The organism is Thiomicrorhabdus immobilis, assembly GCF_021654855.1.
GTDB lineage: Bacteria > Pseudomonadota > Gammaproteobacteria > Thiomicrospirales > Thiomicrospiraceae > Thiomicrorhabdus > Thiomicrorhabdus immobilis.
Map to the genome: position 1 here is coordinate 2488888 of NZ_AP024202.1, position 16409 is coordinate 2505296.

Annotated in this window: 15 protein-coding genes; 7 read left to right on the plus strand and 8 right to left on the minus strand. The window is 42.4% G+C overall.

Annotated features, from left to right (window positions below; all coding sequences use genetic code 11):
* Positions 1 to 62 precede the first annotated feature (62 nt).
* Entirely contained in the window at positions 63 to 287 is a 225-nt protein-coding gene (gene rpoZ / locus L6421_RS11225) for a DNA-directed RNA polymerase subunit omega (RefSeq protein WP_237261881.1), read from the plus strand.
* Positions 288 to 337: 50 nt separating this feature from the next.
* The gene (locus L6421_RS11230) at positions 338 to 2479 is read left to right on the plus strand and encodes a RelA/SpoT family protein (RefSeq protein WP_237261882.1); all 2142 of its coding nucleotides are present in this window, start codon (positions 338 to 340) and stop codon (positions 2477 to 2479) included.
* A gap of 50 nt (positions 2480 to 2529) precedes the next feature.
* Here L6421_RS11230 and L6421_RS11235 read toward each other — a convergent pair whose 3' ends face one another.
* Positions 2530 to 4158 carry a diguanylate cyclase domain-containing protein gene (locus tag L6421_RS11235; RefSeq protein ID WP_237261883.1) on the minus strand — a complete coding sequence of 543 codons (1629 nt, stop codon included), beginning with the start codon at positions 4156 to 4158 and terminating at the stop codon, positions 2530 to 2532.
* Positions 4159 to 4387: 229 nt separating this feature from the next.
* Between L6421_RS11235 and ridA the strand changes: the two genes are divergently transcribed.
* Positions 4388 to 4774: a deaminase RidA gene (gene ridA, locus L6421_RS11240; RefSeq protein WP_237261884.1), complete on the plus strand. Its 387-nt coding sequence runs from the start codon at positions 4388 to 4390 to the stop codon at positions 4772 to 4774.
* Between the two features lie 113 nt (positions 4775 to 4887).
* Here ridA and L6421_RS11245 read toward each other — a convergent pair whose 3' ends face one another.
* On the minus strand, positions 4888 to 6600 hold the full coding sequence (locus L6421_RS11245) for a methyl-accepting chemotaxis protein (RefSeq protein WP_237261885.1): 1713 nt from the start codon (positions 6598 to 6600) through the stop codon (positions 4888 to 4890).
* A gap of 361 nt (positions 6601 to 6961) precedes the next feature.
* Here L6421_RS11245 and L6421_RS11250 point away from each other — a divergent pair, with 361 nt between their 5' ends.
* From L6421_RS11250 to L6421_RS11260, 3 genes are all read left to right on the plus strand, one after another.
* A complete protein-coding gene (locus L6421_RS11250; RefSeq protein WP_237261886.1) occupies positions 6962 to 7843 on the plus strand; it encodes an HDOD domain-containing protein in 882 nt (293 codons plus the stop codon).
* Between the two features lie 158 nt (positions 7844 to 8001).
* Complete coding sequence (recG, locus tag L6421_RS11255; protein ID WP_237261887.1) at positions 8002 to 10074, plus strand: ATP-dependent DNA helicase RecG; 2073 nt, start codon at positions 8002 to 8004, stop codon at positions 10072 to 10074.
* A gap of 53 nt (positions 10075 to 10127) precedes the next feature.
* Positions 10128 to 10736: a chorismate--pyruvate lyase family protein gene (locus L6421_RS11260; RefSeq protein WP_237261888.1), complete on the plus strand. Its 609-nt coding sequence runs from the start codon at positions 10128 to 10130 to the stop codon at positions 10734 to 10736.
* Positions 10737 to 10803: 67 nt separating this feature from the next.
* Here the strand turns inward: L6421_RS11260 and L6421_RS11265 are convergent, their stop codons facing one another.
* The gene (locus tag L6421_RS11265) at positions 10804 to 11388 is read right to left on the minus strand and encodes a rhodanese-like domain-containing protein (protein WP_237261889.1); all 585 of its coding nucleotides are present in this window, start codon (positions 11386 to 11388) and stop codon (positions 10804 to 10806) included.
* 202 nt (positions 11389 to 11590) lie between these two features.
* Complete coding sequence (locus L6421_RS11270; protein WP_237261890.1) at positions 11591 to 12634, minus strand: hypothetical protein; 1044 nt, start codon at positions 12632 to 12634, stop codon at positions 11591 to 11593.
* Positions 12635 to 12677: 43 nt separating this feature from the next.
* On the opposite strand from L6421_RS11270, the gene L6421_RS11275 reads away from it, so the two are divergent.
* Positions 12678 to 13187: a hypothetical protein gene (locus L6421_RS11275; RefSeq protein WP_237261891.1), complete on the plus strand. Its 510-nt coding sequence runs from the start codon at positions 12678 to 12680 to the stop codon at positions 13185 to 13187.
* A 47-nt stretch (positions 13188 to 13234) separates the two neighbouring features.
* On the opposite strand, the gene ubiA is transcribed toward L6421_RS11275, so the two are convergent.
* The 4 genes from ubiA to L6421_RS11295 all read right to left on the minus strand — a co-directional run bounded on the left by ubiA (position 13235) and on the right by L6421_RS11295 (position 16408).
* Positions 13235 to 14092, minus strand: a complete 858-nt coding sequence (gene ubiA, locus L6421_RS11280) for a 4-hydroxybenzoate octaprenyltransferase (protein ID WP_237261892.1) — start codon at positions 14090 to 14092, stop codon at positions 13235 to 13237.
* 6 nt (positions 14093 to 14098) lie between these two features.
* Entirely contained in the window at positions 14099 to 14350 is a 252-nt protein-coding gene (locus L6421_RS11285) for a hypothetical protein (RefSeq protein WP_237261893.1), read from the minus strand.
* An 11-nt stretch (positions 14351 to 14361) separates the two neighbouring features.
* Complete coding sequence (gene glmU, locus L6421_RS11290) at positions 14362 to 15726, minus strand: bifunctional UDP-N-acetylglucosamine diphosphorylase/glucosamine-1-phosphate N-acetyltransferase GlmU (RefSeq protein ID WP_237261894.1); 1365 nt, start codon at positions 15724 to 15726, stop codon at positions 14362 to 14364.
* Between the two features lie 247 nt (positions 15727 to 15973).
* Positions 15974 to 16408 carry a F0F1 ATP synthase subunit epsilon gene (locus L6421_RS11295; protein ID WP_237261895.1) on the minus strand — a complete coding sequence of 145 codons (435 nt, stop codon included), beginning with the start codon at positions 16406 to 16408 and terminating at the stop codon, positions 15974 to 15976.
* Between the last annotated feature and the right edge of the window lies 1 nt (position 16409).

Here is a 16409-nt window from a genome sequence, read left to right on the forward strand (position 1 = left end):
TCGTTAAAATTTAAGGTAAAATAACTCCTTACCTTTGAAATTTATGCGATAGGAACAAAATTATGGCACGTGTCACAGTAGAAGATTGTTTAACTCAAGTTGAGAACCGTTTTGAACTTGTTATTTTAAGTGCTAAACGCGCTCGTCAACTCGCTAACGGCGCTGAAGCGACGTTGGATTGGGACAAAGATAAGCCAACCGTTATGGCTTTGCGTGAATTAGCTGAAAACACCATTGATGGTGATGTTGTTATGGCTGATCCAGATACTCCTCCATATTTCAGTTAATCGACTTTTTATTTAGAAATACAGTTTTTAACTAAAAGGTTCGTTCATCTATGCCAACACCAAGTTCATTAGACGGTTTAATTGCAAAAGCTTCTGCTTATCTAACTCCTGAACAAGTAGAGCTTATTCAATCCGCTTATGAATTTGGTGCACTTGCACACCAAGGTCAAACCCGTAAATCGGGTGGCGACTATATCTGGCATCCTGTTGCCGTAGCCGAAATCTTGGCTGAAATCCAACTCGATAAAGAGAGTCTAATTGCAGCGATTCTGCATGACGTTGTTGAAGATACCCCCTATACCAAACAAGACATAACCGAACGTTTTGGCGAAAGTGTGGCCGAAATCGTTGATGGTGTGACTAAACTGGGTAAATTAGAGTTTGATAACCCGCAAGAAGCCCAAGCAGAAAACTTCCGCAAGATGATTTTAGCCATGGCTCGAGATATTCGAGTCATCTTGATTAAGCTTGCCGACAGGCTCCACAATATGCGCACCCTGGGTGTCATGCGCCCTGACAAACAACGTCGTATTGCACATGAGACTTTAGATATATTCGCACCGATTGCCGGCCGTTTAGGGATCAATGCCGTTCGTATCGAGCTTGAAGACCTAGGCTTCAAGGCGATGCACCCTCTACGGTTTGCCGTCCTGGAACATGCCGTAAAAAAAGCACGTGGCAACCGCAAAGAGGTCATCGAGCAAATAAGCGAGACCTTCTACAATCGTTTGTCTCAAGATAAAATCCCTTGCCAAGTCATCGGACGCGAAAAGCACCTCTACAGTCTGTATAAAAAGATGAAGAACAAGCGCCAAAGCTTTAATGACATCTTAGACATCTTTGCCTTCAGGATTATCGTTAACTCAGCGGATGATTGCTATAGAACCTTAGGTACGGTGCATTCAATCTACAAACCGCTTCCAGGACGTTTTAAAGACTATATTGCCATACCCAAACCAAATGGGTACCAGTCCCTGCATACCGCTTTGTTCGGCCCTTATGGCGTACATTTAGAGGTGCAAATCCGTTCAGAAACCATGCATGAGGTTTCCGAACATGGGATTGCCGCCCATTGGCAGTATAAGCAGGAGAATAGTGAAGCCGATGGCACACCCTCTCATGTCGACCTACGTGCTCAAGAGTGGGTAAAAAACCTACTGGAGATACAGCAAAGCGCCGGTAACTCATTGGACTTTTTGGAAAACGTTAAAATCGACCTTTTCCCTGATGTTATCTACGTTTTCACCCCCAAAGGCGACATTATCACCTTGCCAACCGGCTCAACACCGGTTGACTTTGCTTATGCCGTGCATACCAATATCGGCCATAGCACCGTCGCTTGTCGTATTGATAAAAAACTGGTTCCGCTACGCACTCCGTTAGAAAGCGGTAAAACCATCCATATTATTAAAGGTACCGAAGCGCAGCCAAATCCATCTTGGTTGAACTTTGTCAAAACCGCGAAAGCGCGTTCGCAAATTCGCCATTACATGAAAAACCAGCAATCTGGTGAAGCCATCGCACTGGGTCAACGTATGCTGACCAAATCGTTGCGCAACTTCAATATGGCATATGACGGCTTAACCGATGAAATCCGCAATCATCTAATTGAAGAACTCAAATTCAGGGATTGGGAACAGCTATTAGAAGAACTTGGTACCGGCAATCGAATTGCGCCTTTAGTCGCCAAACAGATACATGATATTGTTTTAGGCACCGAAGATAAAATCGGCCCTAAAAATGCGGATATGGATGTCGCGCTACCGATTTCTGGAACAGAAGGTATGGTGGTGCATTTTGCCAACTGTTGCCACCCTATCCCAGGCGATGAAATCGTCGGTTTTGTCAGTACTGAAAAAGGCTTGGTCATCCATCGCGAAACTTGCCATAACATCAAAAACATCCGTAATCAGCCAGATAAATGCCTTGATGTTCAATGGGATAAAACGTCTACAGCCACGTTCTTGGCGGAAGTTCAAATTGAAGCGAAAAACCAACGTGGTACCTTAGCAACCATTGCGAATGCAATTGCAAAAACCAATACCGATATTGAACGAGTGCGCTCTGAAGATAAAGATGAGACTTACAGCTTAATGCAATTTGTTATCAATGTAAGAGACCGTGACCAATTGGCCATGGTACTCAAGCGTTTGAAAAACCTGTCCATTGTAGAGAAAGTTCAGCGCTTGTAATCCCGCAGAGTAACGATTGTTTGTTTCTGAACAAAAAAACCTTGTAAGTTTTATTCAGCCAACCAAAAACCTTCGACAGATGCGGTTTTTTTGTGTTGTTTCGCTTGATACATCATACCATCCGCACTTTTTAGCAAATCATCCAGTGAACTGAACCGTTCACTGCTGGCTATGCCACTGCTTACCCTAACCCTGACTCGGTTTTTATCCACTTTCATTGGCGACTCAACTTTCTGAACTATACGCGACGTGATGGTTTGCAACGAGTTTTCATTGAACTGTCCATCCAATAAAACCACAAACTCATCGCCCCCAAGACGGAACAAAGCATCTTTAGGACGCAACAGCTTTTTGATTCTTTTCACCACCACTTTCAAGACCATATCACCAGCATGATGTCCGTAGTTATCATTGATCGGTTTAAAGTCATCCAAATCGATATAAATCAAGCTAAATTGATGGTGAGCCTGCATTCTTTGTTCAGCAAGCTCTACCAGAGCGGCCCGATTATAAGCCCCAGTCAAATCGTCAAAATAAGCATTATGCAATAACTCGCCGTGACGTTGGCTTTGAACCACCAACAATCGATAACCGACAACAAGTAATAAAATCAGTAAAGCCAGCACCAAAAAACCTATAACGGAATAACGAACCTTTAATGAAAACAACGCTTCATCAATCGTCTCCGTTGAAAGATAGGAAACCACTTTCCAGCGGTTATGTTTGGCAACCACCTCACTCAAATTGATTTGGCCGGCTAAAGGGATATATTTACTATTGTAAACATCGAAATCCACCGTTATGAATTTAAACATACCTTGCTCAGCCGACAACTCGCCCTGATCTTGATGCGCCATCTTCTGCCAGATCTTAGGAAACTGCTTAGCGAAAGTTACATCTTGTTTTTCAGGGAACATAAACCCCCATTCTTTATCTTTATCATCGCTTTTCAACCAATAACCTTGCTCATTCAGCAACATTAAAACGGCGGATTTATTTTGGTATTGGGACAGGCTGTTCAGCAGAATGTTGGCATCATAGTTAATAACAACCAAGCCTAATTTAACACCGGCCTTATCAAAAACAGGGGCGATAAAGCGCATCATCGGAACATATGGCCGCTCAATCAGCCCATGTTCGATATTCAGGTCAATCGGACTAATGTACAAACCATCTTTATCGAGAAACAACGCTTCCTGTACATAATAACGACTGGATTTATCCTGCAATAAAGCGTCATCAATGACCTTAGGGCCGTCGACAGTTTGATCAACCCTGAGCTTTTCGACACCTTGAGCATCCAAAAACCTTATTTGCTTATACTGCGGGGCTAATCGCGCCATATTCAGCAACATGATCTGAAAATCCTTCGCATTAGCGGCATCTTGGTCTCGATTTAGATAATAGGCTTGCATACTCGTCAAATATTTAACACTTTGGATGACATTAAATATCCTTAGAGATAGGTCGTTTGAGATTGTCTGTAATTTATCTGGAGAGTTTGCTTCGATTGAATACAATACATTCTGCTTATCTTGTTGATAGAAGTATTGGCAAATGAAAATAGTAGAAAGGCTCATTATCGCAATAAGAAGCCACAGGAAAACACGTACATTGTAGAAAATACCTTCAGATTGACCCGACGCTAAACTTGTTTCGTTAAACTGAGTTCTTTCCATCAAATTAGCGCTCCATCTAAATACGTACTCACGTACTCTTTAAGTAACAATTAAAATGAGATTAACACAAAATTTATTACATTAACACCCAGTCTTTAAGCCTTTAGCGAGTTAATAAAGAGATTTATTCAAACGATTAAATTAGATATTTCCTCCCAGTAATCCGGCTTTTGCTAGAATATTTCAAAACCAACCTATTCACAGCAAACAAAATTAATAAGGAATTCTCATGCGCGAAACTATTGCTACAGAAAATGCACCACAGGCCATCGGCACTTACTCTCAGGCGGTTCGTATCGGTAATACGGTTTATCTTTCAGGTCAAATCGCTTTAATTCCTGAAACCATGGAGTTACGTGAGGGGGATATCTCTGAACGTATCCACCAAGTATTTAAAAATTTAAGTGCGGTTTGTGAAGCGGCTGGTGGTTCTTTACAGGATATCGCTAAACTAAATATCTTCTTAACCGATATGAGCCACTTTGCCACTGTAAATGAAATCATGGCGCAATATTTTCAACAACCTTATCCAGCTCGTGCCGCAGTGGCGGTTAAGCAATTACCGAAAGACACCGATGTGGAAATGGACGGGGTTATGGCTTTATCATCTTACTAGGATTGAATCGGTTAACATTTGCCAATATCACCGATAGAATCCCCCAGCAAAAAACAAAAAGCCCGCAAAATAACCGTTATTTTGCGGGCTTTTATTTTATTTAAAGAGCCTGGCTATAACTTGAAATAAGCCATGTCTTTATTTAACACATCGGCCTGAGCATCCAACTTTTCAGCTGAATTCAAGGTATCAGATACCAATTCTGCGTTTTCATGGGTGACTCGATCCAACTCTTTGATTGCCGAATGAACATCACTAATTCCTTGTGCCTGATATTTGGACGCCCCGGCAATCTGTGAAATCATTTGGGTCACCTCCCCAATGGACAAATGAATACTGCTTAACATATCGCCCGATTCACTCGCCATCGTAGAACCTTGATTCACACGGCTTACCGTTTCATCGATTAACTGTTTGATATCTTTAGCCGCTTCTGCCGATTTTTGCGCCAATGACCGGACCTCACCTGCCACAACCGCAAATCCACGACCTTGCTCACCGGCTCTCGCAGCCTCTACCGCAGCATTGAGCGCTAATAGGTTTGTCTGGAAAGCGATACCATCAATCAAAGCCACAATGTCGGATATTTTTTCGCTCGATTCTTGAATCTTTGTCATCGCGGTAATCGTTTGCTTCATGACTTCAACGCCCTTATTGGCTTTGAGCTCCACATCACTCGCCACATGATTGGCCTGCTGGACATGTGATGAAGTTTCTTGAATCGCTTTATTCATGTCTTCCATGGTTGAAGAGGTTCTTTTTAGCTCTTCGCTCTGTTGCTGAACCCTTGAATTAAGGCTTTCTGCACGTTGAGAGATTTCTGTAGCTGACTCTTTTGAATTATTGCTGGCATGAACCGCCTTGGTGATCACCTCTTTTAACTTTTCCGTCATCTCCTGAACAGAGCGGGTCAAGGAACGGATTTCATCGTCATACATCCCTTTTGAAGAGTCATCAACCAAACACACCATCTTTTGATTTAAATCACCATGAGCCAGCCCTAAAATGGTTTTGGTTGCCTGATCAACCACCTTATTCAGCAAGACAGCGTTGGAGTTTGAACTGATATCAGTGGCATATTTAATGACTTTCACAACCTTACCGTTCGTATCGAAAATGGGGTTATAGCTCGCCTCCAGCCAAACATCCTTGCCGCCCTTGCCTAAACGATGGTAAGTTCCGCTAAATGACTTACCCAATGCTAAATCTTTCCAAAACTGGGTATATTCCGCTGATTCAGCGGTTTCCTTGAGTGCGAACATCTTATGATGTTGATCTTTTATCTCTGCCAGTGAATAGCCCATCGCCTTAAGAAAATTATCATTCGCTCGGATAATTTTACCGGTGGGATCGAATTCAATAACCGCCATCACTTTATAAATAGCATCGATTTGAGCTTGCGCATCAAAGTCTTTATTCACTTGGTCGGTAATGTCGGTAGCGAATTTGACAATTTTATAGATATTACCTTTGGCGTCTAACAATGGGTTATAGCTCGCCTCAAGCCACACCACTTGACCATCACGGTTGATTCTTTTAAAGCGATTGCTGATAAACTCACCCTGGCGTAACTTCTGCCAAAATTGCTGATAATCGGAAGACTGTGCCATTGCCGGCTCGACAAACATGCGGTGATGTTGACCTTGAATATCAGCCAAACTGTAACCCATGGTTTTCAAAAAATTATCATTCGCTCTCAAGACAGTACCATCTAGGTTAAACTCAATAACGGCAGAAACTCTGTCCAAAGCCTTTAAAAGCGCATTATTTTCATTTAACTGTGACTCTAATCGGGCTATTTTTTGTTTTTGAAAATTACAAAACATCCTACTTCCTTCAATTATCTGCAACGGCTTCTGCTGGCCGCATGATTGGTAAACAAACTAAGCAAAATACATGCCGTAGAATGTTGGTTACTCAAGACAAATACCATAATTTGGCTTAAGCAAGCCTATTAAAAAATCCAAAAAACACGCCAATCATCAAGCCGCTTTCATTTCAACATATAACCGCTCATAAGTCTCAAACAATAGAGTAAGATACTTAGCTAAAAAATAACTTCTCTAGAGATAAAATTTTTGAATCATACGTGTTTTTTTTTATCCTATAATCCGAATTCGGTATTTAAAAAAACACTATATATATCCACATTTTAGCTATGGAATTCAACATTTTGGACAGTAAAAAATGAAACATCAACTTGCTGTTGCTGCAAACATTCTAAATAAGGTTAAATTACCCAAAATTTCAAATGAAGTTACTGAACTTCAAAATGAATCCCTTAAACCCGATCCAGATATCAATGTCATTACTCGCTGCATTAACCGTAACCCAAAACTATTTACCAAATTTCTTGCGGTTGCCAGCTTTATGTCAAAAAAAGAGATCCATACCGCTAGGCAGGCTGTCGATATATTAGGTACTAAAGGTATCTTTACCGTTTTCTTTTCGAGTGCCATTGAGTTTAGCTTTCAGTCAAAGGGCGATTCTGTAATCATCGTTAACCATGCCATTAAAATCGCTACTGCGATGGCCGAACTGTCTAGCAAATTGAAGGAAATCAAATCGAGTGATGCCTATCTTTATGGTTTGATATACAACGTGGGTTATATCGTATTAAGCCAATATGCTCCTGAGAAATATAAACCCTGTTATCTGGCAAGTTTGATGACACCGTCAGAGGCTCCTCAAAAAGAGTTGGATGCCTTTGGTACCACAAGTGCACATATCGGTATTTATGTCGCCAAAAAATGGCATGTAAAAAATTCGGTCTATTGCGGCATCCTGTTTCAGCAGGAAGAGGTTGAGAAATGCCCAGAAGGTAAAAACCAGGCTTATGAACTGATCAACCTGCTGAATATTGCCCGAATGATTGTGGCTGAATCTGAGGACTCGCGTTATGTTACCGATGAGGTTCGTAGCAGTGCCGCCAAATCAATGCAGAAACTCGGCATCGGCAATCTTCACTATATTCGCGCCCAGAAAAAAGTCAAAGAGTTGGGTAAAGAGCTGCGTTCGATTCCAGAAGAGGTCTTGGGGAATGAAGAAGTTAAATATGCCATGAGTTAAGGGACCTTACCTCATAACCTAGTTTATTTTGCCTATCGTTTCATAACATCATTCTCATAAACATCTCATAAACAATAATTCACTTATTGTCCTTATCCATTTCAACCAGGCCTGGTGGTTTTTGATAGAATTTAAAAAATTCGATTAAGGTCTGCTTGATGCTATCAGAACACTCTCTCGACAACCTTAAAGGCGTCGGCCCCAAACAATTAGAAAAGCTCCATAAATTGGGGCTTTTTGTTGTACAAGACCTCTTGTTCCATCTGCCTTTACGTTACCAAGACAAAACCAAACTCACCGCCATTGAAAATGCGGTAGTCGGCAGCGAGGTGTTAATCGAAGGCGAAATATTCTCTCAGTCACTCACTCGGGGTAGACGCAGTAGCTTATTGGTTAAGATTCAATCGACGCAAGGCCATTTTTTAACCTTACGTTTTTTCCATTTTCACTATCGCCAAGCTCAACAGTTCACTCGCGGTAAAATCTTGCGGGTGTTTGGGGAAGTCCGTTCAGGCCCAAACGGTTTGGAGATGGTTCACCCAAGCTATCAATTCATCAGTGTTGAAGACAATCCTGCGCTTGAAACGACATTGACTCCCATCTACCCAACCACAGAAGGGCTTGGCCAGGCTTCTTTACTCAAGCTTATGCAGCAAGCGATGAACCTTCTCAAACAGTACCCCCTTAAAGAGTTACTGCCAACGGCTCTGTTGGATGAGTTGCAACTGCCCGATTTGAACTCGGCACTTTTCACATTACATCAACCGCAACCGGAAGATGACTTGCGTAACATCAAGCAGTTTAGCCACCCCGCACAACAACGTTTGATTGTTGAAGAATTAATCAGCCAACAAGCCGGCCTACAATTGCTTCGCCAAACCGAACAGAAACGTTTAGCCCCTGCGTTGGCGCATAGCCAAACGGCAAATGCCTTATTGGCCAGCCTGCCTTTTGCATTAACGCATGCCCAGCAACGCGTGTTACAAGAGATTCAATATGACCTTGCATTACCTCATCCTATGCAGCGATTGGTTCAAGGAGATGTTGGTTCAGGAAAAACCGTTATTGCCGCTTTAGCGGCCATACAAGCTGCTGAGGCTGGGTTCCAGGTTGCGGTCATGGCACCAACCGAGATATTGGCCGAACAGCATCTCAATGCCTTTTTAGAGTGGCTAGAACCGCTCCAAATCCCTGTGGCTTGGTTAAATGGACGCTTAAAAGCGGCCGAAAAACGCTTTCAACTTGCACAAATAGCCTCAGGTGAGGCTAAAGTCATTATTGGCACTCACGCCTTGTTCCAAGATGCGGTTGTTTTTAACCGCTTAGGTCTGGTGGTGATTGATGAACAACACCGTTTTGGGGTGCATCAACGATTGGCGTTGCATGAAAAAGGTCAAAATCAAGATACCCACCCCCATCAACTGGTCATGACCGCAACACCGATTCCCAGAACGCTGGCAATGACCGCTTATGGCGATTTAGATATCTCCATTATTGATGAGCTACCGCCTGGACGAAAGCCGATTGACACCGCGGTATTGAGCAATGAAAAACGTTCGGAAGTGATGGAACACCTCTACCTCAAATGCAAACAAGGCATTCAAGCCTATTGGGTGTGCCCATTGATTGAAGAATCTGAGCTATTGCATGCCCAAGCCGCTGAAGTCACCGCAACCCAATTTAGTGATAATTGGCCTGATTTAAGAGTCGGCTTAGTGCATGGACGCTTGAAAGGTGAGCAAAAAGCCTTGGTCATGAATGCCTTTAAAAATCACGAATTGGATTTGTTGGTCGCGACCACGGTGATTGAGGTTGGGGTCAATGTACCCAATTCAAGTTTGATGATTATCGAAAATGCCGAACGCTTGGGCTTGGCACAACTCCACCAGTTGCGGGGCCGAGTTGGACGAGGTGATTTACAGAGCCACTGTGTATTGCTTTATCAACCGCCGTTGTCGGAGACTGGAAAAGCCCGTTTGAATATCATGCGTGATACCAATGACGGCTTTAGAATCGCCGAGGAGGATCTTAAGATTCGTGGGCCGGGTGAAATTCTTGGAACCAAGCAGACAGGTGGTTTACAATTTAGAATCGCCGATTTGAAACGTGATAGCCAATGGATTCCGACCGCGCAGTATTGGGCAAAAAATCTGGTTGCACAAGATGCAAAGATTGTTGAACTGTTACAGGCTCGCTGGGTTGGCCATAAAATCGACTATCAACATGCTTGAGTTCTGTTAAATCGGCTTGCAGTGAACTCTAAACCCACTCTTTTAGGTTAACTATGACACCCTTAGAAAGACTTTCTAAAATTAAAGCGCTTATCCAAGAAAAACAAAACGCCAATAGCACGATGCAACCGCAGTTTTGGAAACCTTCAGGGTTATTACGCCGGATTTCACCCTCTAGAAAGATTCAATCTTGGTTGACCACCCCCACCTCTTTGACGGCTAAATTGCGTGTGTTATGCCCGGATTTACAGGTGGTTATCTTATCTGAAGAATTTGAAATCCCGCTGTTAAATGAATCGCAGAAACTCGGTTTGAATCGTAATGAAGAGGCCTGGATACGCTGTGTCTTGCTTAAATGTCATGGAAAAAGTTGGGTCTATGCACGAACCGTTATCCCCAAGCTGGATGAACACAACCCCTGGCATCATTTGCAAAAATTAGGCAATAAACCCTTGGGGGAAGTGCTATTTGACTTACCGAGTATTCAGCGTTCGCCTTTTGAGTTTTCTAAAAACGCTTTAAGTTTTTGGCCGTATTTGATTGAAAACCTCGATGTTAACGAGGCCGCGAATTTACCTGGATTTGCAAGACGCTCTGTCTTTAAACAACAAAATGCGCCTTTACTGCTTACCGAGGTTTTTCTACCAGGCCTGGTAGATTAAAAATTAACAGCCACAAAAAAGGCCGCTTAAAGCGGCCTTTATCATGGATTAAGCAACAATTAAGTGATTAAAACTCACCTTCAACCATTGGAAAACCTAAAGCAGCCCAGTCTAACATCCCACCACGGTAGTAGTAGAAGTTCTCTGCAGGGAAACCTTCACGAACAGAAGCTTTGATTGCAATCGGGCTTTGGGGGCAAACTGGTCCATTACAAAATGCCACCACTTTTTTAGCGTTAGCACAGTTCCACTTGCCATCCGCTTTCTCACAACCCATTTCATTCAAACGCATCGCAACTTCAGTGTAAGGAATGTTTTTAGCGCCAGGAATCGTTCCCGCCACAAAGTGGTCTTGGACACGCATATCCAACAGAATGAACTCCGGATCATTCATGCTTTTCAATAATTCGATTTCAGTAATTGGATGAACCCCTTCGACAGGAACTAGAGGCTGTAACCAACCTTTATTCTTAGCACATGCTGTCATTTGACGGGTAATGACCATCTCTTTGCCATTTACCTTAACCGTATAGGAAGAATCCCCTTTAGCATCGCTCATAATGCGAAGATTTTCTTTATCTGCCGCTTGAGCATTAAACATAACTAGAGCAAATGTAGCCGCCAACACACCAATTATTTTTTTTAGATTCATTTTATTAATTTCCCATTATTTTTTCATTGTGGACATGGAACTATTCATGAATAAAACCGTTAACAATGAATTTCGTCCGTGATCTTTAAATTGATTACTGATTTTTACTTAACTACGTAAAAATCCTAGACATTATATTGTTATTTGATGCCTTGATAATATATTTTAATAATGGGTAAGGATAAGTAAAATTAATAACTATTTATTTATAGAAATGCATTTCAAGCATAAGACGTAGGCTGTAGATGGGCTCGTTAAAATTATCCGTTTCAGTCCAAGTGACTCTTGGCTCTAACTCGCCATATAGCCAGTCCTGATAGAGTTTTTCACGCCAATTCATTCCCAGCGCAACCGAATTGAATATCGCATTTTGATTATCAATCGTCCAATTCCCATCGACAAAATAGGCTCGTGCCGTAATCGATGAAACACTTTCAAACAAAACCGCTTTTTGGTTGAGCAGAACTTCAGCATCATCTCGCCACCAAGTTGTTGATGTCTGGCTTCTTGCTAACCATTTGGGTTGGTATTGATAATCGAACACTTGCTGGCCTTCCCAAGCAAATCCTCGGTCACGTTCTAGATATAGGTTTTGGGTGGTTCGGGCTTCAATGCTTTCTGTCAGGTCTTTTTTGTAGCGGATTTTATATTTAACATAGGGATTGGGTTCGATATAGTTGATGAACTTTAATCCCAAATCGACATGGCCAATCGCATTTTTAGAAACTTGAAAAAGATAACGGCCAGCCAAGGTATTCTGGCTATCCGAATCGACGGTTTGCTGGGTATTCGACGGTGAGATTTCGGTTTTATTGAGGCTATTGACGTTTTGCTCTTCATCACCTTCAAACGAGGAAACCAATAGCTTCCAACGATGATTGGTTCTAGGTAAATCGATTTGTGCTTTAAAGTTGATACTGCTGTATGAATCGCCATTGTCATAAAGGGTAAATGGGGTATAGACAATCAACCGGCTCCCTTTATGGGTAACATCGAGTACATCACTGCCAAAAAACCGGTCTAGGCGTTCACCGGTACTTTGCACGTAGTCGCCAACATAAGCTTGCGCGGAAGACAGACTGGAAAGGTAGCTTTTGATTTTGGGATTGGCAACACGTTCCAGCAAGGGTTTTTCTTCTGATTCGGATTTTGGCTTGCTATCATCGGCAAAGCCGGTCGATGAAAAACCGATAGCTGAGAATAGTCCACTGCTAATCAGTAAAGCTTTTATAATAGCGTTTTGCATATTAAGAAACCAACTGCCTTTAATGACCATAATTGAACCCGATATGAGCGATAAAATAAATCAAATCCAAGCGTCTTACCACCCTGCTGAAGACAGAATACTCTTAAATATAAAAACTCTCAATGAACAAGTCTATCTTGCTTGGATTACTCGTCGCTTTATGAAAATTTTCATTCCGGTTTTACATGGTCAACATCCAACCAGTGGGCAGTCGTTATTTGATGAAAAAAAGGCTCAATTAGCGCAAATTGAAAAACAACAAACACAACTACTGGGTGATTTTGAGAGTGAGTATCAAAAACCTGAAAATCCCAATTATCCATTAGGGGAGTCACCAATTCTGCTGGCTAAAATCACCTTTAAAGACATTTATAGCGATCAAGCACAATTGATTTTGGAGCCTGAAAAAGGTCAAGGCATTATTCTGCCTTATCATGCCGATCTACTGGGGCCTTTGATTAAGATTTTTGCACAAGCGTTAGATAGTGCTGAATGGGCGCTAGAGTTAGACCCTATTCTAGAAGTACCGCAAGAAACCACCCGCTTGCAATAATTTTCATAACCGACCAGGCCTGGTGACCTTTATAAAATAGTGTTTAGTTATCGATTAATGGCTAAGTCTATAGCGGTTGCCAGCAAAACAATCAAACCTATCCAGTGATTTTGAATGAATACCTTAAAGGCTATAACATCGTCTTTCTTGTTCAATCTGAACAGGTCATAGCCAAACCATAAGCCGACGATAACCAGGCCTGCATAATAAACCGCACCTAAGCCAAACAAAATCCCTATCCAAACCAGCAATAACAGCATCAGAAACTGAAAAAGAGCGATAATCGGTACTAAATTATCCGCAAATAAAATCGCGGTTGACTTAACCCCTATCTTCAAATCATCTTGCATATCCCCTACCGCATAAGCGGTATCGTAGATAAGAGACCAAATCATTGTCGCGGCAAAGATAGGCCATACCTGCCAAGGGACATCGTTTTGCACCGCTGCAAACGCCATGGGAATTGCCCAGGCGAACGCCGCACCTAAAAAGGCTTGCGGCCAATAGGTATGACGTTTCATAAAAGGGTATAAGGCGGCCAGAAACAACGCGCCAAATGAGAGGTAAATTGTCAGGCTGTTGAGCGTTAAAACCAATCCAAAGGCGATTAAACACAGTAAGCCAAAAAAAGTTAACGCTTGCTTTGCACTGATTTCACCGTTGGCCAATGGTCGATTACAGGTACGCTCGACATGACCATCGAAATTTCGATCGGCGTAATCGTTGATCACACAACCTGCCGAACGCATCAAAATGGCGCCAAAGGTGAAGACGAAGATGAGATAGAGTGAAGGCATGCCATCAGAAGCTAACCATAAAGCCCAAAGAGCCGGCCAAAGCACCAAATAAATACCTACAGGACGATCCAACCGAGTCAAAGAGATGTATGAACGCAATTTACCCACAACAGCCTACAACGTACTAATGATGGTTTTAATTTCTTGCTCTACTTGAGGAGAGGTTTCAATATTCGCTTGAGCGATGCCTTGACGGTCCGAATAATGTAAAACGACCTTATGGCTCTCTTTTTCCCAGATAATCACATAACCATAAGCCAATAATTCGGTTTGCCCGACATCTTGGTGGGTTATGTGCCAACCCGCTTGAGCCATCGCCTTTTTAAACAGCTCGCATAAGCTGGCTTTAATTTCTAAATGCTTCATTGGTGTCTTGTCTACTTTTTAGAAGGCTTCTGCCAGCTTGGGATTGTCAGCTGTTTTGAACGTGAAAGGGTTAATTGGGATTCCGGCGCGTCCTTGGTAACGGTAGAACCTGCACCAATCGTTGCGTCATCGCCGATTGTGACCGGCGCCACCAGTTGGCTATCAGAACCTACGAATACACGGTCGCCAATCATCGTCTTATGTTTATTTACCCCATCGTAATTACAGGTGATTGTGCCCGCACCAATATTCACATCACGACCCATCTGGGTGTCGCCGATATAACTGAGATGATTCACTTTGGAACCCTCGCCGATAATCGCTTTTTTGGTTTCGACAAAATTACCAATCTTAGCCGCATTACCTAATTGGGTACCTGGACGCAGTCGAGCGTAAGGCCCAATGATACAGTCACAACCTATAATACAATCTTCAAGATGACTAAACGGGTGGATTACGCTGTTATCGGCAACCTTAACGTCTTTAAGGAAACAGTTTGCACCGATTTTTACGTTTTCACCTAATTCGACATGACCTTCAAAAATCACATTCACATCAATTTCAACATCGGCATTTGCCTTGACTATGCCACGAACATCAATACGGGCGGCATCAATCAAAGTAACCCCTGCTTGCATCAGTTTAATCGCCTGTTCTTTTTGATAACGACGCTCTAAATCTTGTAGCTGAACCTTATCGTTCACACCCAAAACCTCGATTTCGGAGATAGGTTGTGTGGTTTGAACGGTAAAACCATCATCAACCGCCATAGCGATAATATCGGTTAGATAAAATTCACCTTGCGCATTATCACTACTCAATTGCGACAACCACTGGTTAAGCTGTTGACCTTTAACCGCCATAATACCGGTATTGACTTCCGAAATGATTAATTGCTCTGCAGAAGCGTCTTTTTGCTCGACAATAGCTTGTACCACGTTATGTTGGTCACGCACTATGCGACCATACCCCATTGGGTTAGCAAGATTAATGGTCAACAGGGCAAGAGGGTGTATTTCAGAAACTAAAGACAATAAATCTTGCAATGTCTGCAGAGAAGTGAGCGGTACATCACCATATAAAATCAGTACCGTATCGTCTGGATTAACGAGATGGCTGGCCATCTGCACGGCATGCCCTGTACCCAATTGTTGTTCCTGCATAACAAAGCTTAGGTTATCTCCTGCAACTCGCAGCTCAACCAGTTCTGCACCATGACCAATCACTGTTATCACCGAATCAGAATTAAGCGATTCAGCAGTATCGATTACATGCTGTAGGAGTGACTTCTGAGCCAACGGCTGCAACACCTTAGGCAGTTTGGAACGCATACGAGTCCCTTTACCCGCAGCAAGAATAACAACTTTTAAAGCCATAACTTTGTTCCTTAAAAAACAAAAATGATTATGTAAATTACTATTTTACATAATCATTCTTTAAAACAAGAATAAGTGGATTTGTTGGATTAGTTTTAGTTGAATGTGGAACAAGGTCAAGGAAACGTAAGTGAGTGTAGTTTACTACACGACTCGTCGTTGACGAAGAGATTGCCCACAGGCGACAAAAATAATCAACAAAGAAAAAAAAAGCGGCTTATTAGCCGCTTTTTTATAAGGGTAAGAATTAAGCCAACCCAGTCTTATGCAAACGATCACGAAGTTTCGAAATCGCTTGAATTTGAGCAACAGCTTCAGCTAATTCAACTTGAGCACGAGCAATGTCGGTCTCAGATTTAGCATTAGTCATCGCTTCTTCAGCACGCTGTTTTGCTGCAGTTGCTTCAGCTTCATCCAAATCAGCAGCACGGACAGCTGAATCAGCTAATACCGTAACCACATGAGGTTGGATTTCGATGATACCACCGCTGATGTAGAAATGATCTTCTTCATCACCGCTAACAACACGTACTGTTCCAGGCTTCAAAGAGCTCAGAAACTGGGTATGGTGAGGCATAATACCAACCTCACCATCGGCAGCCTGTGCAAAAAGCATCTCAGCTTTACCTGAGAAAATTTCACCTTCTGCACTTACAATATCTACTTGCATTGAGACTGCCATA